This is a genomic window from Roseateles sp. GW821-FHT03B02 (genome assembly GCF_059421025.1).
The window spans coordinates 84669-102658 of sequence record NZ_JBWKUV010000003.1; the positions used below are offsets into that span (position 1 = coordinate 84669).

Sequence of the window (17990 nt, forward strand, 5' to 3'; positions counted from 1 at the left end):
TCGGCATGGCACAAGACGACTCCACCACCCCGCGCCCCGGCTGGCTGGGCCCCTGGCTGAAGGGCTTCCCCGCGCTTGAGCCGCCGCTGCCGCTGGCCGACGTGGCCGGGCGCGGCTGGCGGCTGCGCGAGCTGCCGACGCCGCTGGCCGTCGTGCGCCAGCAGGCGCTGTCCCACAACATCGCCTGGATGCAGGCCTTTGCCGAGCGCCACGGCGTGCAGCTCGCGCCACACGGCAAGACGACGATGAGCCCGCAGCTCTTTCGCCGCCAACTCGATGCCGGCGCCTGGGGCCTGACGTTTGCGAACGTGCACCAGCTGCGCGTCGGCCTGGCCGCGGGCGCACGCCGGGCGCTGATCGCCAACCAGCTCGTCAGCGCCGCCGACCTGGCCGAGCTGCTGGACCTGCGCCGCCGCCACCCCGGCGTGGAGCTGGCCTTCTTCGTCGATTCGCAGGCCCAGCTCGACCTCATGGCCACGCACTGGGCGACGTGCGGCGCCGGCGAGGCCCGGCTGGACGTGCTGCTCGAACTGGGCACCTCACGCTGCGGCGTGCGGGAGCACGGCCCGGCCCTCGCACTGGCCCGCGCCCTGCAGGCCCACCCGGCGCTGCGCCTGCGCGGCATCGGCTTCTACGAGGGCCTGCAGATCCGGGGCGAGACCGAGCCCGACCGGGCGCTGATGCAGCAATGGCTGGCGCGCATCCAGGCCCTGCTGGACGCCATCGAGGCCGAGGGCCTGCTCGACGCCGACGCCCGGCCGATGTGGCTGAGCGGCGGCGGCTCGGCGGCGTTCGACCTCGTCGCGCCGCTGCTGTCAGCCCGGCCGGGGCAATCCCGGCGCGTGGGCCTGCTGCGCTCGGGCTGCTACGTGTGCCACGACCATGCCCACTACGGCCGCTACATGCAGACCATGGACGAGCGCATGGGTACGCCGCTCGGCTCGCCCAGCCTGCAGCCGGCGCTGGAGGTCTGGACCCAGGTGCTCTCCACTCCTGAGCCGGGCCTGGCGCTGCTGAACGCGGGCCGGCGCGACCTGTCCTTCGACGCCGGCTGGCCGGTGCCGGTCTGGCATCTGCGCGGTGCAGAGCGGGTCCGGGCACCGGCGGGCTGGCGCGTGACCGGCCTGAACGACCAGCACGCCTACCTGCGCTGGGACCCGGCCGCCTGCCAGGGCCCGGCCATCGGCGAGCGCGTGGTGCTGGGGCCGTCGCACCCTTGCACCACCTTCGACAAATGGACCTGGATGGCCATCGCCGACGAGGACGACCACGTCGTCGATGCCATCACGACCCAGTTCTCATGAACCGCCGCCGCCTGCTGAGCCTGTCTGCCCTCCCCTTGATGCCCGCCACCGCCACCCCCCCCCGCCGCCACCTGCACATCGGCACCTACGCGCCGCTCGGCCTGGGGCTGTACAGCTTTGCCATCGCCGCCGACGGCAGCCTGAAGCCGGTGGGCACCACCCCCAATGCCAACAGCCCGAGCTGGCTGGCGGCCAGCGGCTCGCAGGTCTACGCCGCCGAGGAAGGCAGCGGCCACATCGCCGTCTACGCCCAGGACGCCGCCGGCCGGCTCGAACTGCTGCAGCGCCAGCCCAGCGGCGGCCGCAGCCCCGCCCACCTTTCCGTGAGCGCGGGCCATGCCTGGGTGGCCCATTACGGCGACGCCCGCTTCGCCGCGCTGCCGCTGCTGGCCGACGGCCGACTGGGCGACGCCCGGAGCTGGCCCGGCTGCGCCGGCCCGGACTGCCGCCCCGGCCCTGCCCGCGCCGTGAACGGCCCGCCCGGGAGCCAGGCGAGCAGCGGCCACGACGCGCCGCACGCCCACATGATCCAGGCCAGCCCCGACGGCCGCTGGCTGCTCGGCACCGACCTGGGACGCGACCGCCTGCTCGTCTGGCCGCTCGCCACCGGCGCACCGCAGGCCGGTGCACGGGAGCTCGCGCTCAGCCCCGGCTCCGGCCCACGCCACTTCGCCTTCCACGCGCAAGACCCGCGCTGGGTCTATGTGCTGCAGGAGGAATCGTCCACGCTGTCCGCCGTCGAGCTCACCGAGGCCGGGCCGCGCCTGCTCAGCGAGATCTCCGTGCTGCCCGACGGCTTCGCCGGCACCAGCTACGCATCCGACCTGCTCGTCGCGCCCAGCGGCCGCCACCTCTACGCACTGAACCGCCTGCACGACAGCCTGGCCGTCATCTCGCTGGCCCAGCCGCGCCGTCCGCGCCTGCTGGACCATCACTGGGTACATGGCAGCTACCCGCGCAGCGCCTGCCGCGCCGGCCGCCACCTCTACGTCTGCAACCAGCGCAGCGACCAGCTCAGCCACTTCGACCTGGGCCGCCCGGAGCAGCCGCGCTTCACCGGGCGGCAGACAGCCGTTCCGAGCCCCGCCGGTGCCTGTTCGCTCTAGACTGGCCCGATGAAGCAAGCAAGCCTCGCCCTCCTGCTGGCCGCCGCGACGCTGGCCAGCGCCGAGCCCATCGGCTCGGTCGACACCGCCTTCAAGCTCATCGGCCCCGACCACAAGGTCGTCGTCGATGCGCACGACGACCCCAAGGTGCAGGGCGTCACCTGCTACGTCTCGCGCGCCAAGACGGGCGGCATCAAGGGCGCCATCGGCATCGCCGAGGACAAGGCCGAGGCCTCCATCGCCTGCCGCCAGGTCGGGCCCGTCACGATCAGCCAGCCGCTGGCGCGCCAGGAGGAGGTGTTCAACGAACGCATCTCGCTGGTGTTCAAGCGGCTGCGCATCGTCCGCCTCGTCGACCCGGCGCGCAACACGCTGGTCTACCTGACCTACTCCGACCGCCTCATCGACGGCTCGCCGCAGAACAGCGTCACCGCCGTACCGGTGCCGCGCGAGACACCCATCCCGGTGAAGAAATGAGCTTCACGCAGGCCCTGTTCGCGCTGATGCCGATGCAGGCGCTGGCCGCGGCGCTGGTGCTCGTCACGCTCATCGGCTGGCGCGGTGCCAATGCCGGCGGACGCTGGGCCCAGGGCGGCATGCTGGCGCTGGCCCTGGGCCTGGCCCTCGCGAGCCCGGCCATCAGCGGCCGCTTCGCCGCGCCGCAGGCCCTGCAGAGCACGGGCCTGGCCGTGCTGAGCCTGGGCCTGTCGGCGCTGTGGTGGGCCCTGGGCCTGTGGCTGACGCCGCGGTCGGGCCGCTGGGCCATGGCGGCTGCGCCGCTGTTGCTGGCCACCGGCCATGCCCTGCTGGGCACCGACCCCGGCCATGCGCAGACGCTGGCCGACTTCATCCTCGGCGCCCAGCTGGCCTGGCTGGGCGTGGCGCTGACGCTGCCCGGCCGCAGCAGCGTCGTGCAGGGCCTGAACAGCCGGCGCTGGCGGCTGCTGGGCCTCGCCGCCGTGCTGCCGCTGCTGGCCGCCCTGCTGAGCCGCGCCGTGGTCACGGCGTTCGGCAGCCCCTCCGCCCGCCCCGACCTGCTGCTGGCCCTGACCGGCCAGCTCGCGCTGCTGCTGGCCCTGCCCATGCTGCTGCTGGCCTGGCGCGGCCAGATCGAGGCCGAGCTCGCCCGCCTGGCACAGACCGACGGCCTCACCGGCCTGACCGACCGCGAGGCCTTCTCCAAGCGCTCGGTGGACCTGATCTCCATGGCCCGCCGCTACGACGAGCCGCTGGCCCTCGTCGTGCTGGACCTCGACGACTTCGAGACGCTGCAGGCCGAGCGCGACATGGACTTCGCCGACCGCGCGCTGGCCCTGTTCGCCAGCTGCGTGCAGGCCCAGATGCGCCTGGGCGACCTGGCCGGACGGCTGGCCGGCGACCGCTTCGGCGTGCTGATGGCCCGCTGCCTGCCCGAAGGCCCGCAGGCCCTGGACCAGCGCCTGCGCACGGCCCTGGCCGAGCGCGCGCCGGCCGAGCTGGGCATGCCGCTGTCCTTCAGCGCCGGCTGGGCCAAGCTGCGCCCGGGTGACCGCGGCATCGCCGACCTGCAGCGCCGCGCCGAGACGGCCCTCTACGAAGCCCAGCGCGCCGGCCGCGGCCAGCTGATGGCCGAGCCCGGAGTCTCCGATTGACGTGGCCCCTCGTCCAACGGGTACGTTGGCCGGTCCCCCAGGGGACGGCGATGCATGCGGCGTTGAGCCGCATTCACATCGCCAGGACGGGCCGGCTTGGGGAGGCCCGGCGCTCGGCCCGAATCACTCTGAAACTCCGAGATGAACCCATCTGACAACCTCGTCGACGAATGGGGCGGCCACAACCTGCTCGGCAGCGACCCGGCCCTGCTGGCAGCCTTGCGTGAAGCCGCACCGCAGGCCGTCGAGCCGCTGACGCGCTACGGCGCCGAACTCGGCAGCCCCGAGACCGCCCAGCTCGCACGCGACGCCAACCGCCACGGCCCGCAGCTGCGCCAGTTCGACGCGCGCGGCCGCCGCGTCGACCTCGTCGACTTCCACCCGGCCTGGCATGCGCTGCTGGCGATGTACCGCCGCCAGGGGCTCGTCGCCGACGCATTTGCCACCGACACGCCCGGCCGCTGGGCCCAGTTCGCGGCCGGCTGCTATCTGCACGGCCAGGTGGAAGCCGGGTCCCTCTGTCCGGCCACGATGACGCAGGCCGCCATTCCGGTGCTGGCCAGGCAGCCCGAGCTGTTCGCGCCGCTGCGCGACAAGCTCTTCAGCCACGAGCACGACCCGGGCGAGGCCCCCATCGCCGACAAGGCCTCGATCTGGGTGGGCATGGGCATGACCGAGAAACAGGGCGGCTCCGACCTGCGCCGCGTGACGACGACAGCCGTCGAGCAGGCCGACGGCAGCCACCTGATCACCGGCCACAAATGGTTCTTCTCGGCGCCGAGCAGCGACGCCCATCTCGTGCTGGCCCGAACCGAGGCGGGCCCGACCTGCTTCTGGCTGCCACGCTACGCACCTGACGGCGCACGCAACGCCGTCCAGGTCATGCGGCTCAAGGACAAGCTCGGCAACCGCAGCAACTGCAGCAGCGAGGTGGAGTTTCACGGCGCCTGGGCGCGGCGCGTCGGCGACGAGGGCCGCGGCATCCCGACGCTGATCGAGATGGCCGGCTACACGCGGCTGAACTGCGTTATCGGCAGCGCGGCGCTGCTGCGCGCTGGGCTCGTGCAGGCCCTGCACAACGCGCGCGAGCGCCACGCCTTCGGCCGCCGCCTCGCCGAGCAGCCGCTGATGCAGACCGTGCTGGCCGACCTGGCACTGGAGAGCGAGGCCGCGATGCGGCTGATGCTGCGCCTGGCCCGCGGCTTCGAGCACGGCGAGCCGGCCTGGCAGCGGCTGATGACCCCGGCCGCCAAGCTGTGGGTCTGCAAGCGCGCCATCGAATGCACCGGCGAGGCGATGGAACTGCTGGGCGGCAACGGCTATGTGGAAGACGGTGTGCTCGCGCGCCTGTACCGCGAGGCGCCGGTCAACTCCATCTGGGAGGGCTCGGGCAACGTCATGGCGCTGGACGTGCTGCGCGCCGTCGCCCGCGAGCCCGACGTGGCGCTGGCCCTGCTCGACGGCTTCGCCGCCAGCCCCGACGCGCCGGTGCAGGCCGAGGCGCAGGCCCTGCACCGCCTGCTGACCGGCGACCCGGCCGCGCTGGAAGCCCAGGCCCGCCGCGTCGCGCAAGGCCTGGTGCTGTGCGCGCAGGCGCTGCTGATGCGCGAGCAGTCGTCCCCGGCCGCGGCCGATGCCTTCGTCGCCACGCGCTTCGGCGGCGACGGCCGCCTCGTCGGCACCCGGGCCGTGCCGCAGGCCGCGCAGATCCTGGCCGCTGCGCTGGCGGACTGACAGGGTCAACCCTGTCAGTCCGCGCCGACAGTCCAAGACGCCGCCAGCCGATAGGCCCCGCAGGCCTCGCCCGCGATGCTGTGGGCCACATCCCTGCTGGAGCTGCTCATGGCCGACGACGCCATCCTCCCCCCGCCCCCTTCGTCGGAGACCGGCGCACGGCGTCCGCTGTGGCCGGCACTGACGGCCTGGTGGTCGCGCGCCGAGAAGTGCGCCGAGCCCGATCTGGGTTATGAATCCGCCCACCCCTGGGCGCTGGGCGTCGACACGCCCGCCGACGGCGACGAAGCCGTCTACTGAATCAGCCCGTTCTTCAGCGCGTAGTAGGTCAGGTCGCTATTGGTCTGCAGCTTGAGTTTTTCGAGCACGCGGGTGCGGTAGGTGCTGACGGTCTTCACGCTGAGGAACAGCGCCTCGGCGATATGGCCCACCGTCTCGCCCTTGGCCAGGCGCAGGAAGACCTGGAACTCGCGCTCGGAAAGCGCCTCGTGCGGCGGTTTGTCCTGCACGCCGCCGGCGCCCGAGCCCCCGACGACGCTGTCGGCCAGCTGCTCGGCCACGGCCGGGCTGATGTAGCGCCGCCCCCTCGACACCAGGCGGATGGCGTTGGCGATCTCCTCGGGATCGCATTCCTTGTTGAGGTAGCCGCTGGCGCCCTGGCGCAGCAGCGTCGTCGCGTAGTGCGCCTCGGGGAAGCCGCTCAGAATGAGCACGGGCAGCTCCGGGAAACGCGCCTTGATAGCCGCCAGCGCGTCGACGCCGCTCTGGTCGGGCATGGAGATGTCCAGCAGCAGCACGTCCACCTCGCCGCCGCGCGCCATCTCCAGCGCATCGTGGCCGCTCGCCCCCTCGCCGGTGACGCGCAGGTCGACGTGGTCGGACAGGTACTGGCGCAGGCCGGTGCGCACGATGGCGTGGTCGTCGACGATGCCGATACGGATCATGGTGAAAGCTCAGTCCTTGGAGTGACCGTCAGCGTAGCAGCCGGCCGCAGCGGCCGCGAGAGCTCCCGTCCTACATCGACGCCGGCCGAATCCGACAAGGGGCCGCGCCGCGGGACTATGCCCGCGCCTTCGGGCCGGCGCGATAGTGATTCCAGCGGCTCCCGGAGTCGCCCCACCCACAGAGGAGATCCACATGCTGAACAAATCCATCCTGACCGCCGCCATCGCCACCGCCCTCGTCGCCACGCTGGCCACCACCAGCGGCTGCGCCGTCACGCGCAACCAGGAGACCGTGGGCGCCTACGTCGACGACACGGCGCTGACCACGCGCGTCAAGGCCAAGTTCGCTGCCGACCCCACCGTCAGCGCCATGTCCATCGGTGTCGAGACGCTGAAGGGCACGGTGCAGCTGTCGGGCTTCGCCAAGTCCTTCGAGGAAAAGGCCATGGCGGAAAAGCTGGCCCGCGAAACCTCGGGCGTCGTCGCCGTGCGCAACGACATCGCCGTGCGCCAGGGCACCTGATCCAGCGGCCGCGAAGCCTGCGCGGCAGAAGGCGGCTCCTAGGACAATTCCTACAGCGCGATGCGCTGCCGGCGCTGCCGCCCCGGGGCCGAAGCGGTTCATACTTCAGCCTCATCCTCCCCACCGCAGTCGTCGGGCCATGCCAGCACTCAAAGCCTTCATCGTCGAAGACAGTCCGGTGATCCTGGAGAACCTCATCGCGACGCTGGAGGAGCTGGCCCAGGTGGAGGTGGTCGGGTCGGTGGCCGACGAGGCCGGCGCGGTGCGCTGGATGAAGCGCGACCCCGACGCCAACGCCGACCTCTTCATCGTCGACGTCTTCCTGCGCTCCGGCACCGGGCTGGGCGTGCTGCAGGCCGCGCAGCAGCTCGGCGTGCGCGCCCGGCGCGTCGTGCTCACCAACTACGCCACCGAAGAAATGCGCCGCCGCTGCGCCAGCCTGGGCGCGGAGCGCGTCTTCGACAAGAGCCGCGAGCTCGACGACCTCATCAGCTACTGCGCCGAACTGGCCGAGCATGCCTCAGCAGCGCGCCCTGCAGCCGCGGCCAACTGAGCGGCTGCTGGTGCTTCGCCATCTCGACCCCTGGCTGGAGGGCGCCAGCCGCAAGCGCGGCCTGGCCATCTTCTTCGCGGCACTCGCGGCCGCCGCCGTCATGGGCGTCAGCGAGGCCGCTTTCTGGGGAGCCGACGAGGCCCTCAAGCAAAGCCAGGCCCGCCACGTCGCACGCAACGACGGGCTGCGCCTGCGCGAGCTGCTGACCGACGCCGAGACGGCCCAGCGCGGCTACCTGCTCACCGGGCGCGACGACTATCTCGCGCCCATCAAGCTCGCCGAGGAGGAGCTGCCCAGCGTGCTCGCCCGCCTGCGTGGCCAGTACGCCAGCTCCGAGTGGGAAGCCCTGGTGGCCGACGCCAGCCGGCGCGCCAGCGAGAAGCTCTCCGAGCTGCAGCTCGTCGTCAAGCTCTACCGCGACGGGCAGGACACGGCCTGGCGTGGCCTCGTCGAGTCCGACATCGGCCGCGAGAAGATGCAGGCCGTGCGCGAGGCCGTGGCCCAGCTGGACCGCCACGAGCTGATCCAGATCGCCACCGAGCGCGACGCCGTCTTCCGCTCCCTCACCTACGGTCGCCTCGGCGTGCACTTGCTGACGCTGATCAGCCTATTCGGCCTGGCCGTCTTCCTGCGCCGCAACGAGGCCCTGCACCGCACGCGCCGCGAGCATGCGCGCGAGCTGGCGCAGGAGCGCGACCGCCTGGACCGCGAAGTGGTGCGCCGCACCGCCGAGCTGACCGAGCTGGCCCAGCATCTGCAGACGGTGCGAGAAGACGAGCGCGCCCACCTGGCGCGCGAGCTGCACGACGAGCTTGGCGCCCTGCTGACGGCCGCCAAGCTCGACGTGGCGCGCATCCGCCGCATGACGAAGACCGCCGCGCCCGAGATCGACGAGCGCCTGCGGCACATGAGCGAGCTGCTCGACCAGGGCATCGCGCTGAAGCGCCGCATCATCGAAGACCTGCGCCCCTCGGCCCTGTCCAACCTCGGCCTCATCCCTGCGCTGGAGATCCTGACCACGGAGTTCGCCCAGCGCTCGGGCCTGCAGCTCAGCCTGGAGCTGGCCGACGTGCCCACCAACGGGGCCGGCCGGCTGGCGCTGTACCGCCTCGTGCAGGAGGCGCTGACCAACGTGCTGCGCCATGCCAAGGCCAGGCATGTGCGTGTGTCCCTGAGCGCGGCCGACGACTGGCTGCAGCTGCACATCCGCGACGACGGCCAGGGCTTCAACCCCGAGGCCGTGGGTGCCGGCCACCACGGCCTGCTGGGCATGCGCTACCGCATCGAGAGCCTGGGCGGCAACCTGCAGCTGCTCTCCGCCCCGGGGCGCGGCACGCTGGTGCTGGCACGGCTGCCGCTGGCCGAGCCGGACCCCGAGCCCGAGCCGCCGCCGGCCACCATGCCGGGCGAGCTGGGCGCGCCGATCCGCTCCTGAGCCGGCCTGCCACCGGTCTTCCGCCCGTCCTACAGGCCAAGCCCGCGCCTGCCGACATGGCAGCGCGGGAGCGCGACCCAAACTCAGGGCCAGCGAGTTGCGCGCCGGCCGGCGCCCTGCTCGGACGCCACCAAGGAGAGGGCCATGCAATTCCCGAAATCGCCGCACGCCGAGGGTTGGCATGAGCAGATGCCCGCGCAGCGGCCCCTGCCCGCCATGCCCGTCGTCTCGCACGATGCCGACGCCATCTCGCCGCCGCTGCACAGCCGTCGGTTCCATGCGCTGGCCCTCGTCGTCGCCGTAGGCTCGCTGGGCGCCAGCGCCGGCCTCAATCTCATCGACGACCCGCGGCCACTGGACGTGCAGCTGAGCCTGGCCATGCGCCAGGCCGGCGAAATGCTGAACGACTGGCAGGGCCAGCTGTCGCGCGGCCTGCAGGTGTCGCTGCGCGCCGTGGCCGACGGCAGCGAGCAGCCTCCCGCCGAGGCCGTGCTGGCCCAAGCCGCCCCCGCCTCGCAGCCCGCCGCGGCACGACGTTAGGCCGCCACTGCCTCTTCGAGCCCGGCCAGCACCTCGGCCAGCGGCTGCGGCCGGTGCAGCAGAAAGCCCTGCACCTCGCCAACGCCCAGCCGCACCAGCTCCTGCAGCACCTCGGGCGTCTCCACGCATTCCGCCACCGTCGTCAGGCCCAGCGTCCGGGCGGCGTCGACGAAGCTGCGCACGGCCACCTGGTCCAGCGGGTCGGTCATCAGCGCACGCACGAACTGGCCGTCGATCTTCAGCAGGTTCACCGGCAGCACCTTGAGGTGGCTGAAGGACGCGGCGCCCGCGCCGAAGTCGTCCAGCGCGATGCGCGCGCCCAGGGCCTGCATCTGCTGGATGAAGCGCGCCGCCTCGTCCATCCGCGTGATGACGGCCGTCTCGGTGATCTCCAGACACAGCGCCGCCGCGCGCGCCGGGCCAAGCGCCGTCAGCAGCGCACGGGCCTCCTGGTGATAGGCCGCGTCCTGCAGCGTCAGCGCCGACACGTTGATGGACAGCGACGCGATCTCCGGCGCGCCCTCGCGCTGCAGCAGCTCGACGGCCTGGCGCAGCACCCAGCGGTCCAGCCGCGGCGCGAGGTGGAAGCGCTCGGCCGCCGCCATGAAGGCACCGGGCAGCACGCGGCCGCCGTCGCGCTCGCGCAGGCGCAGCAGCAGCTCGCCGCGCAGGCGGCCATCGTCCAGCCCTTGAGCGGGCAGCACGCGCTGCAGGTCCAGCTCGAAGCGGTCCTCGTCCAGCGCCTGCTGCAGCCGCGTCGCCCAGCGGTGCTCGCTCTGGTGGGCGCGCAGCACGGCATCGTCGGGCGCCCAGACCTGCACGCGGTTGCGCCCCTGCTCCTTGGCCGTCATGCAGCAGGCGTCGGCCTCGCGCAGCGCCGTGTCGGCATCGGGCCAGCGCGCGTCCAGCGGCGCCACGCCGATGCTGGTGCCGATGCGAAAGCGCTGCTCGCCGTGCACGTAGCGGTACTGGTCCATCGCGTCGCAGAGCTTCTGCGCGACGTGCAGCGCCTCTTCCAGCGAGCAGTTCTCCAGGATGGCAGCGAACTCGTCGCCGCCCAGGCGGGCCACCGTGTCGCGCCCGCGCACGCCGGCCTCCAGGCGGCGCGCCACTTCGCGCAGCACCTCGTCGCCAGCCGCATGGCCACAGTGGTCGTTGACGAGCTTGAAGCGGTCCAGGTCGAAGGCCAGCAGCGCATGCTGGCTGCCGTCGCGCCGGGCGCGTTCCAGCGTGCGCGCCAGGCGCTGGCCGAATTCCACGCGGTTGACGAGGCCGGTCAGGCCGTCGTGGCTGGCGCGCCAGCGGATCTCGTCGAACTGGCGGCGCTGCTGGGTCACATCGCGGAACACGAGGACGGCCCCGAGCACCCGCCCCTCGGCGTCGCGGATGGGGGCCACTGAGTCGTCCACCGCGCGCAGCTCGCCATCGCGGCACAGCAGCATGGCACCGGCGGCCAGGCGCGTCGGACGGCCGCTGCTCAGGCAGCGCTGCACCGGGTCGGCCAGCGCCTCGCCGCCGTCCTCGCGCTGGGCGACGAAGACGCGGCTGGCCGGCTGGCCGCGCGCCTCGGCGGCGGACCAGCCCGTCAGCCGCTGGGCCACCGGGTTGAGCCAGGTGACGCGGCCCTGCGCATCCGTGGTCAGCACCGCGTCGGCGATGGATTGCAGCGTCACTTCGAGCAGCTCGCTCTGCTCCTGCAGCTGCTGCTGCAGCCGCCGGGCCTCGCTGACGTCCCAGCACACGCCCGACAGCCGCAGCGGCCGGCCGGCGGCGTCGCGCAGCACGCGGCCGGAGCCGCGCAGCACATGGATGCTGCCGTCGGGCCAGCACACCCGCCACTCGCCTTCCAGCTGCGGCCCGCCGCGCAGGGCATCGCGCACCGCCAGGGCGGCCGCACCGCGGTCCTGCGGATGCAGGCGCCGGCGCCAGCCCGCCAGGCCGATCTGCTGGCCGTGTGCGGCCTCGCCGTGCAGCCGCCACATGGCGTCATCCCAGACCAGTTGGCCGCCGCGAGAGTTCTGCAGGTCCAGCTCCCAGACACCGATGCCGCCGCTGTGCGTGGCCAAGGCCAGACGCTCCAGCGTGCGCTCCAGCTCGGCGCGCACCTCGGCGGGCTCGCTGACGTCCAGCATGACGACGCCGACGCGGCGCCCGCCGCCGTCCTCGTCGGGCCGGCCGACGACGCGCAGCACACGCCGCCCGGCCCGGTCGGTGTCGCAAGGCAGCTCCACGTCCCAGCCCTGACCTTCGCTCGCGGCGCGCTGAAGGGCGGCGTCCAGCATGGCGGCACCATCGGGGCCGAAACGCTGCAGCAGGGTCGCCAGCGTCGGCACCTGGCCGGCCGGCAGGCCCAGCAGCTCGCAGGCCGAGTCCGACAGCGTCAGCTTTTCGGTGTCGGCCTGCCATTCCCAGGCGCCGACGCCGGCCAGCCGGCTGCAACGCTCCAGGAAGCGTGCGTTCTGCGCCAGCGCCAGCTCGGCGGCCGACATGGCCATGGGTTCGCTCATCGATGCTTCCTCCGTCGCCAAGACGGGCAAGCTTGACGCCGGTGATCACCGGAAGACGTCGGCAGGGCGGGCGCCGCCCTGTAGGACAAGACCGCATTCGCGCGCCATCGCCGCCTGTCCTACAAAAGCCGCCGCGCCGGGCTGACAAGGCCGGCCGCGCCGTTCGCGTTCACTGGAGGCCGCGGCACCGCCGCATCCACAAGGAGAACCCCATGACCAACCGCCGCCACCCCTTCACTCGCTGGTTCGTGCCCGCCGTCCTGGGCCTGACCGGGCTGGCCGCCCTGCCGGCGGCCCGCGCGGCCGATGTCGGCGTCTCCATTGGTTTCAGCCAGCCGGGCGTCTACGGCCGGGTCGACATCGGCCGCTACCCGCAGCCCGTGCTAATCGCGCCGCAGCCCGTCATCATCGGCCGCCCGGTCTACCGTGCCGACCCGGTCTACCTGTGGGTGCCGCCGGGCCACCGTCGCGACTGGCGCCACTACTGCGACCAGTACGGCGCCTGCGGTGCACCGGTCTACTTCGTCGAAGACGGCTGGTACCGCCAGAACGTCGTCGTCCGGCGCGAGCGCCGCGATGACTGGGACGACCACGATCACGACCGCGGCCGCGGTCGCGGTCGAGGCCACGGGCATGGCCACGACTGATCGGCCGCAAAAGGCCGCACCGGGCCCGCAGTTCCGGTCACCGCGGCCGGGCGGGGCGGCCTAAAGTCCGGCACACCCCTGCCCGTTGTGCCGCGCCCGCGCGGCTGGCCCGGATGCCCGACGCTGCCCCCTCCCATGCCCTGCCCCCACTGACCCCGCCGCCGGCCCCGCGGCGCGCCTCGGCCTATGCCTGGCCCATGCTGCTGGCCCTGGCCGCCTGCGGCGGCGGCGGTGGCAGCCCCGCGCCCGACACCGCCACGCCGCCACCGCCGGCTGCGACGCCCAGCCCCCTGCCCATGCCCATGCCGGTGCCCGTGCCGACGCCCAGCCCGTCACCGTCACCGTCACCGTCACCGTCACCGTCACCGTCACCGTCACCGTCACCGTCACCCAGCCCGGCGCCGTCGCCAGCGCCCAGCCCGGCGCCCAGCCCGAGCCCTTCCCCTAGTCCGGCGCCGAGCCCGTCTCCGAGCCCAAGCCCCGCACCGTCGCCCACCCCGACACCGCCGCCGCCACCGCCGCCACCGGTCTCCGGCGTTGTCGCCGCCGGCCTGTCACTGAGCGGCGCCACCGTCCGCGTGCTGGACCCGACCGGCAAGGCCATCGCCACCGGCAAGGCGGTCACGGCCTCGACCGGCGCGTACGGCCCCATCACGCTGAGCGGCGCCGGCCCTTTCCGCGTCGAGGCCTGCGGCAGCGTGGGCGACAAGCCGCTGTGCGTCTGGGGTGTGACGAACAACGGCGGCACGCTGAACCTGACACCGCTGAGCAGCGCCATCACGGTGCTGGCCAGCGGCCAGTCGCCGGAGACGCTGATGAACGGCGCGCTGGCGACGCTGGCGGATGCCGCCCTGGCCAGCGCCCAGACCCAGCTGCGCACGGCCATCGCCCCGGCCCTGGCCGACGCCGGCCTGGCCAGCGACTTCGACCTGCTGGCGGGCGCGCTGACGCCCGGTTCGCACACCGGCTATGACCGCGTGCTCGACACCGTGGCCGTCGGTCTAGGCGCCGACACCAAGGCCTTCGTGTCGCTGACTGCGCGGCTGGGCAGCGGCACGGCCTACCTGGAGCCGGGCACCACCCAGGGCGGCCTGAGCTTCGATGCCGCCGCCGCCAGCGTGGACCTGACCGGTCTGGACGCGCTGTTCGTCAAGCTCATCGCCGCGACCGCCAACAACACCGCCTGCCAGAGCGCGCAGGGCGGCCTGGCCACGCTGATGGACGCCGGCGTGCGCGCCAGCATCGATGCGGTCTCGTCCGCCTTCGTCGGGCCCGTGCAGGCGGCGCAGGTCATCTGCCTGCGGCTGAACGGCGTGCTGGGCGAGGGCGAGGTCATGTTCGGCGGCAAGCTGCTGCCCACCACGCTGGGCCGCTGCAGCATCGGCGGCAGCGACCCGCTGTGCCGCGTCGATTTCGTCTACCTGAACAGCAAGGGCTTTCAGCGCCGCCTGGGCGTGGAGCAGGCCGCCGTGAAGCGGCCCGCGGGCTGGGCCTTCCTGGGCAACCGCCTGGAAGTGCAGGCCACGGCCGCGGCCCGCCTCGTGCTGACGCGGCGCGTGGACAGCGCGGCACCCGACGCCTACGCGCGCTTCCTGGACGTCAGCATCCCCGCCGTCGGCGTGAGCGGCGGCGGCGTGCTGCAGTGCGCCCGCGTCAGCCAGAAGGACGCCAGCGGCAACGACGTGGCGCTGGCCTATTTCAAGAAGGCCGGCAACGGTGAGTACCTGAGCCTGTGGAGCGTCAGCGCCAACGACGCGACGCCCAGCCTCGACGTCTTCAGCGGCGCCACGCGGGGCAACAGCATCGTCGCCGTGCCGGTGAGCAGCGGCGCCGACGGCGACGCCATCGCACGCAACTTCGCCCGCGTCGGCCGGGCGCTGAAGATCGAGCTGTTCAAGGACAGCGTCTGCGGCGCACCGCTGGGCGGGCTGGACGGCGATGCGATCAGCGTCGACGTGGCCGGCCTGCTGCCCCTGGCCGCCACCAGCCAGAGCGGCCAGCCCTGGCCGGCGCTGGCGGCGGCTTCGGCCACGGCGCTGGCCTCGCTGAAGGGGGCCGTCAACGCCAAGATCAACTACGGCCCGATCTGGACCTTCCCGCGCAGCGGCCTGGCCGTGAACCGCGCGCTGCTGTGCACCGACAACGCCTGCAGCAGCAAGCTGAGCGAGCTGGAGCTGGCCGGCAGCGCGACGGCCGCGGCGCTGAGCGCGACGCTGGGCAACGCGGCGCTGGCCGACAACGCCTACAAGCTGCTGCGCATCACCGGCCGCACGCAGGACGGGCTGGTGCTGCAGCTGGACAGCCAGTCCTGCTCGGCGCAGACCTCCGGCCTGCCCTGCTAGCGCGCCACCCGATACAGCTTGCCGCTGTCGGCAATCATCAGCAGCGCGCCGTCGCTGGCCGGCTTGACGGCGCGGATGCGCTCGCCGAGCTCGGCGAACAGCGCCTCGCGCGCCGTGACGGTGTCGCCCGACAGCGTCAGCCGCCACAGCGCCTGGCCGGCCAGCGCGCCGACGAAGAGGCTGCCCCGCCATTGCGGGAACATCTCGCCGCCGTAGAAGGCCATGCCCGAGGGCGCGATGGAGGTCGGCACCCAGAAGGTCTGCGGCTCGACGAAGCGCGGCGCGTGGGTGCCGCCGCCGATGCGGCAGGCGTCGCCGACCGGATCGCCATAGTTGCACCCGTAACTGACGCTGGGCCAGCCGTAGTTGGCGCCGGCGCGGGCGATGTTGATCTCGTCGCCGCCCTGCGGGCCGTGCTCGCCCACCCAGAGCTCGCCCGTCACCGGATGCAGCGCCGCACCCTGCGGGTTGCGGTGGCCCAGGCTCCAGATGCCCGCCCGCGCGCCGCCGGCGAAGACCGGGTTGTCGGCCGGCAGGCTGCCGTCGCGGTTCAGCCGCACGACCTTGCCCAGCGTCTGCGCGAGGTCTTGCGCCGGGCTGCCCAGCTGGCGCTCGCCCAGCGTGACGAACAGCGTCTTGTCGCGCGCGAACACGAGGCGCGAGCCGTAGTGCCCGCTGCCACCAACCTTGGGCGCCTGGCGGAAGATGACCGTCAGCCCCTGCAGTGCATTGCCGACCAGCTGGGCCCGCGCGACGGCCGTGCCGGCCCTGCCCGTTTCCGAGCCGCTGCCGGGCTCGGCATAGCTCAGGTAGACCCAGGGGCTGGTGGCGAAGTCGGGGTCCAGCGCGATGTCGAGCAAGCCACCCTGGCCGGCGCTGTCAACGGCGGGCGCACCGCTGACGGCCTGGCTGCCGGCCAGGTTGGCAGCCACGCGCACGACGCCGCCGGTGCGCTGCGTGACCAGCCAGCTGCCGTCGGGCAACTCGGCCAGGCCCCAGGGATTGCTCAGCCTGACCGCTTGGGCCGTGGCGCGCGGCGAACCTGACGAGGTGGGCGCGGAGGCCGGTGACACCACCGGCTCCGCGCTCGAGCCACCACCACCTCCGCCGCAGGCCGTGGCGCCGATCAGCAGGATCAGCGCGGCGATGCGGGCACAGGGCGGAACGGGCGTGGCGGTCGTGCTCATGCAAGAGCCCTGGCGGTGACGGCGGGGCCATCATGGCGCAAAGCCGCGCGCCGCGCGGTAAGCAAGTTTTGCGAACGGCGACGGCGGGTCAGCGACGCGGCAGCGGGTAGCTGGCCAGGCCGGCGAAGCCTTTCTTCGACACGGCCTGCACGCCGAACACGACGTTGTCCTTGGACACGGGCAGCGTCACGCGCGTGGCCTTGCCCACGTCCCTGGCCTGCTGCCAGGCGGCCGAGTCGGTGTCGCGCCAGACGATGCGGTAGCCGGCCAGCTCGGGGTCGTCGCTGGCCTGCCACTCCAGCGTCGAGTCGTTGGTCAGCTCGCGGGCGTCCAGCCGCACCCCTTTGGGCGGCGCCGAGGCCCAGGCCAGCGTGGCCAGGCCGGCGAGGTTGGCGCGCGTCACGTCGGCCACGTAGGGGAAGTCGACGAACTCGGGCAGGTCGCCGTAGACGACACCGTTCTCGGTCCTCGGGTTCTGGTGCTGGTGGGCGAAGTTCTCGAAGGGCTCGCTGATGCGCACGGCGGCATAGCCGCGCTCCAGGAAGGGGATGTGGTCGCCGCCGCGCAGATAGCGGTCGCGGCGCTGGATGAGCTGCACCGTGAAACCGGGCATGGCCGCTTCCGCGGCCGACTTGATGTGGCGGCCGAGCTGGTGGGTGGGCAGGTCCTCGCTGCCGCCGGCCTGCAGCAGCGGCAGCAGCTCGGCCTGCATCGCAGCGATGGCCTTGGCGTCGGCATCGCTGGCCGGGCGGTTGGCGTTGGCGGCGATCAACAGGCGCACGAGGGGATCGAGGCCGTCGGCGAAGAGGCGCAGGCGCCTGGCGTCGTGCTGCCCGGCGTCGCCGCGCGAGCTGCCGACGATGTCGTTGGTGATCATGGCCTCGACGTTGGTGTTCGCCGCCCGCGCCTCGCGCGCCCATTGCGCGGCGCCCAGCAGGCCCTGCTCTTCGCCCGGCACGGCCATGAAGACGAGGGTGGCGTCGAACTGCCGCCGCGCCATCACGCAGGCCAGCTCCATGACGGCGGCCGTGCCCGAGGCGTCGTCGTTGGCGCCGGGGGCCTCGCCCAGCGAGTCCATCACGTCGCTGTTGCGCGAGTCGTAGTGGCCGCTGACGACAAGCACGCGGCCCTTGCTCGCGCCGCGGCCGGGCAGCGTGGCCACGACGTTGACGAGCTCGGTGGGCTGGCCGACGCGGTTGCCGGCCGGTTCGATGAAGCTCTGCTCCTCAACCTGCAGCCGCCCGCCGGCGGCCTTGCTGCAGGCCGACAGCTCGGCCGTGATCCAGCGCCGCGCGGCGCCGATGCCGCGGGTGTCGGAGCCGATGTCGGACAGCGTGTGCCGCGTGCCGAAGCCCACCAGCCGGCGGATGCGCGCCTCGATGCGCGCCGGGCTGACCTCGGCCAGCATGGCTTTCAGTTCGTCGGCCGGCAGGGGCTGGGCCTGGGCCACGCTGGCGAGCGAGGACAGGGCGAGGGCGAGTGTTGCCGTGGTTGAAGCGAATGGGGCATGCATGAAACGATTCTGCCCTTGCCGGGC

At 73.2% G+C, this 17990-nt stretch carries 17 protein-coding genes; 13 read left to right on the forward strand and 4 right to left on the reverse strand.

Annotation, left to right across the window (positions count from 1 at the left end):
- Positions 1-5 precede the first annotated feature (5 nt).
- The 6 genes from AC07VX_RS10165 (at position 6) to AC07VX_RS10190 (ending at position 6075) form a co-directional block, all read left to right on the forward strand.
- Positions 6-1304, forward strand: a complete 1299-nt coding sequence (locus tag AC07VX_RS10165) for an alanine racemase (protein ID WP_493164601.1) — start codon at positions 6-8, stop codon at positions 1302-1304.
- Complete coding sequence (locus tag AC07VX_RS10170) at positions 1301-2410, forward strand: lactonase family protein (protein WP_493164602.1); 1110 nt, start codon at positions 1301-1303, stop codon at positions 2408-2410. The genes AC07VX_RS10165 and AC07VX_RS10170 overlap by 4 nt, the downstream gene beginning before the upstream one ends.
- A gap of 9 nt (positions 2411-2419) precedes the next feature.
- Positions 2420-2887, forward strand: coding sequence for a CreA family protein (locus AC07VX_RS10175; RefSeq protein ID WP_493164603.1), 468 nt, complete (start codon positions 2420-2422; stop codon positions 2885-2887).
- Entirely contained in the window at positions 2884-4041 is a 1158-nt protein-coding gene (locus tag AC07VX_RS10180; protein ID WP_493164604.1) for a GGDEF domain-containing protein, read from the forward strand. The genes AC07VX_RS10175 and AC07VX_RS10180 overlap by 4 nt, the downstream gene beginning before the upstream one ends.
- A gap of 141 nt (positions 4042-4182) precedes the next feature.
- The gene (locus tag AC07VX_RS10185) at positions 4183-5775 is read left to right on the forward strand and encodes an acyl-CoA dehydrogenase family protein (RefSeq protein ID WP_493164605.1); all 1593 of its coding nucleotides are present in this window, start codon (positions 4183-4185) and stop codon (positions 5773-5775) included.
- 75 nt (positions 5776-5850) lie between these two features.
- Positions 5851-6075 carry a hypothetical protein gene (locus AC07VX_RS10190; RefSeq protein WP_493183891.1) on the forward strand — a complete coding sequence of 75 codons (225 nt, stop codon included), beginning with the start codon at positions 5851-5853 and terminating at the stop codon, positions 6073-6075.
- On the opposite strand, the gene AC07VX_RS10195 is transcribed toward AC07VX_RS10190, so the two are convergent.
- The gene (locus AC07VX_RS10195) at positions 6069-6719 is read right to left on the reverse strand and encodes a response regulator (RefSeq protein ID WP_493164607.1); all 651 of its coding nucleotides are present in this window, start codon (positions 6717-6719) and stop codon (positions 6069-6071) included. The genes AC07VX_RS10190 and AC07VX_RS10195 overlap by 7 nt on opposite strands.
- A gap of 193 nt (positions 6720-6912) precedes the next feature.
- On the opposite strand from AC07VX_RS10195, the gene AC07VX_RS10200 reads away from it, so the two are divergent.
- The 4 genes from AC07VX_RS10200 to AC07VX_RS10215 all read left to right on the forward strand — a co-directional run bounded on the left by AC07VX_RS10200 (position 6913) and on the right by AC07VX_RS10215 (position 9770).
- The gene (locus AC07VX_RS10200) at positions 6913-7242 is read left to right on the forward strand and encodes a BON domain-containing protein (RefSeq protein ID WP_493164608.1); all 330 of its coding nucleotides are present in this window, start codon (positions 6913-6915) and stop codon (positions 7240-7242) included.
- Positions 7243-7381: 139 nt separating this feature from the next.
- A complete protein-coding gene (locus tag AC07VX_RS10205; protein WP_493164609.1) occupies positions 7382-7795 on the forward strand; it encodes a response regulator transcription factor in 414 nt (137 codons plus the stop codon).
- A 10-nt stretch (positions 7796-7805) separates the two neighbouring features.
- Positions 7806-9230, forward strand: a complete 1425-nt coding sequence (locus AC07VX_RS10210; RefSeq protein ID WP_493183890.1) for a CHASE3 domain-containing protein — start codon at positions 7806-7808, stop codon at positions 9228-9230.
- 144 nt (positions 9231-9374) lie between these two features.
- Positions 9375-9770, forward strand: a complete 396-nt coding sequence (locus tag AC07VX_RS10215) for a hypothetical protein (RefSeq protein WP_493164611.1) — start codon at positions 9375-9377, stop codon at positions 9768-9770.
- Here the strand turns inward: AC07VX_RS10215 and AC07VX_RS10220 are convergent.
- Positions 9767-12277 carry an EAL domain-containing protein gene (locus AC07VX_RS10220; protein ID WP_493164612.1) on the reverse strand — a complete coding sequence of 837 codons (2511 nt, stop codon included), beginning with the start codon at positions 12275-12277 and terminating at the stop codon, positions 9767-9769. The genes AC07VX_RS10215 and AC07VX_RS10220 overlap by 4 nt on opposite strands.
- Positions 12278-12489: 212 nt before the next feature.
- Here AC07VX_RS10220 and AC07VX_RS10225 point away from each other — a divergent pair, with 212 nt between their 5' ends.
- From AC07VX_RS10225 to AC07VX_RS10235, 3 genes are all read left to right on the forward strand, one after another.
- Complete coding sequence (locus AC07VX_RS10225) at positions 12490-12924, forward strand: hypothetical protein (RefSeq protein ID WP_493164613.1); 435 nt, start codon at positions 12490-12492, stop codon at positions 12922-12924.
- Between the two features lie 85 nt (positions 12925-13009).
- Positions 13010-13372, forward strand: coding sequence for a hypothetical protein (locus tag AC07VX_RS10230; protein WP_493164614.1), 363 nt, complete (start codon positions 13010-13012; stop codon positions 13370-13372).
- A gap of 130 nt (positions 13373-13502) precedes the next feature.
- Positions 13503-15266, forward strand: a complete 1764-nt coding sequence (locus AC07VX_RS10235; RefSeq protein WP_493164615.1) for a hypothetical protein — start codon at positions 13503-13505, stop codon at positions 15264-15266.
- Here the strand turns inward: AC07VX_RS10235 and AC07VX_RS10240 are convergent.
- Both AC07VX_RS10240 and AC07VX_RS10245 read right to left on the reverse strand, forming a co-directional pair.
- Positions 15263-16453 (reverse strand): PQQ-dependent sugar dehydrogenase, encoded by a 1191-nt coding sequence (locus AC07VX_RS10240; RefSeq protein ID WP_493164616.1) that lies wholly within the window; start codon positions 16451-16453, stop codon positions 15263-15265. The genes AC07VX_RS10235 and AC07VX_RS10240 overlap by 4 nt on opposite strands.
- An 88-nt stretch (positions 16454-16541) precedes the next feature.
- Complete coding sequence (locus AC07VX_RS10245; RefSeq protein WP_493164617.1) at positions 16542-17966, reverse strand: M28 family metallopeptidase; 1425 nt, start codon at positions 17964-17966, stop codon at positions 16542-16544.
- Between the last annotated feature and the right edge of the window lie 24 nt (positions 17967-17990).

Excerpts from the sequence above, each read along its gene's own strand:
- AC07VX_RS10165 (WP_493164601.1), top strand. The coding sequence starts at position 6 with ATGGCACAAGACGACTCCACCACCCCGCGCCCCGGCTGGCTGGGCCCC.
- AC07VX_RS10220 (WP_493164612.1), bottom strand. The coding sequence starts at position 12,277 with ATGAGCGAACCCATGGCCATGTCGGCCGCCGAGCTGGCGCTGGCGCAG.
- AC07VX_RS10245 (WP_493164617.1), bottom strand. The coding sequence starts at position 17,966 with ATGCATGCCCCATTCGCTTCAACCACGGCAACACTCGCCCTCGCCCTG.
- AC07VX_RS10225 (WP_493164613.1), top strand. The coding sequence starts at position 12,490 with ATGACCAACCGCCGCCACCCCTTCACTCGCTGGTTCGTGCCCGCCGTC.
- AC07VX_RS10240 (WP_493164616.1), bottom strand. The coding sequence starts at position 16,453 with ATGAGCACGACCGCCACGCCCGTTCCGCCCTGTGCCCGCATCGCCGCG.
- AC07VX_RS10195 (WP_493164607.1), bottom strand. The coding sequence starts at position 6,719 with ATGATCCGTATCGGCATCGTCGACGACCACGCCATCGTGCGCACCGGC.
- AC07VX_RS10200 (WP_493164608.1), top strand. The coding sequence starts at position 6,913 with ATGCTGAACAAATCCATCCTGACCGCCGCCATCGCCACCGCCCTCGTC.
- AC07VX_RS10205 (WP_493164609.1), top strand. The coding sequence starts at position 7,382 with ATGCCAGCACTCAAAGCCTTCATCGTCGAAGACAGTCCGGTGATCCTG.
- AC07VX_RS10215 (WP_493164611.1), top strand. The coding sequence starts at position 9,375 with ATGCAATTCCCGAAATCGCCGCACGCCGAGGGTTGGCATGAGCAGATG.
- AC07VX_RS10190 (WP_493183891.1), top strand. The coding sequence starts at position 5,851 with ATGCTGTGGGCCACATCCCTGCTGGAGCTGCTCATGGCCGACGACGCC.
- AC07VX_RS10185 (WP_493164605.1), top strand. The coding sequence starts at position 4,183 with ATGAACCCATCTGACAACCTCGTCGACGAATGGGGCGGCCACAACCTG.
- AC07VX_RS10170 (WP_493164602.1), top strand. The coding sequence starts at position 1,301 with ATGAACCGCCGCCGCCTGCTGAGCCTGTCTGCCCTCCCCTTGATGCCC.
- AC07VX_RS10180 (WP_493164604.1), top strand. The coding sequence starts at position 2,884 with ATGAGCTTCACGCAGGCCCTGTTCGCGCTGATGCCGATGCAGGCGCTG.
- AC07VX_RS10175 (WP_493164603.1), top strand. The coding sequence starts at position 2,420 with ATGAAGCAAGCAAGCCTCGCCCTCCTGCTGGCCGCCGCGACGCTGGCC.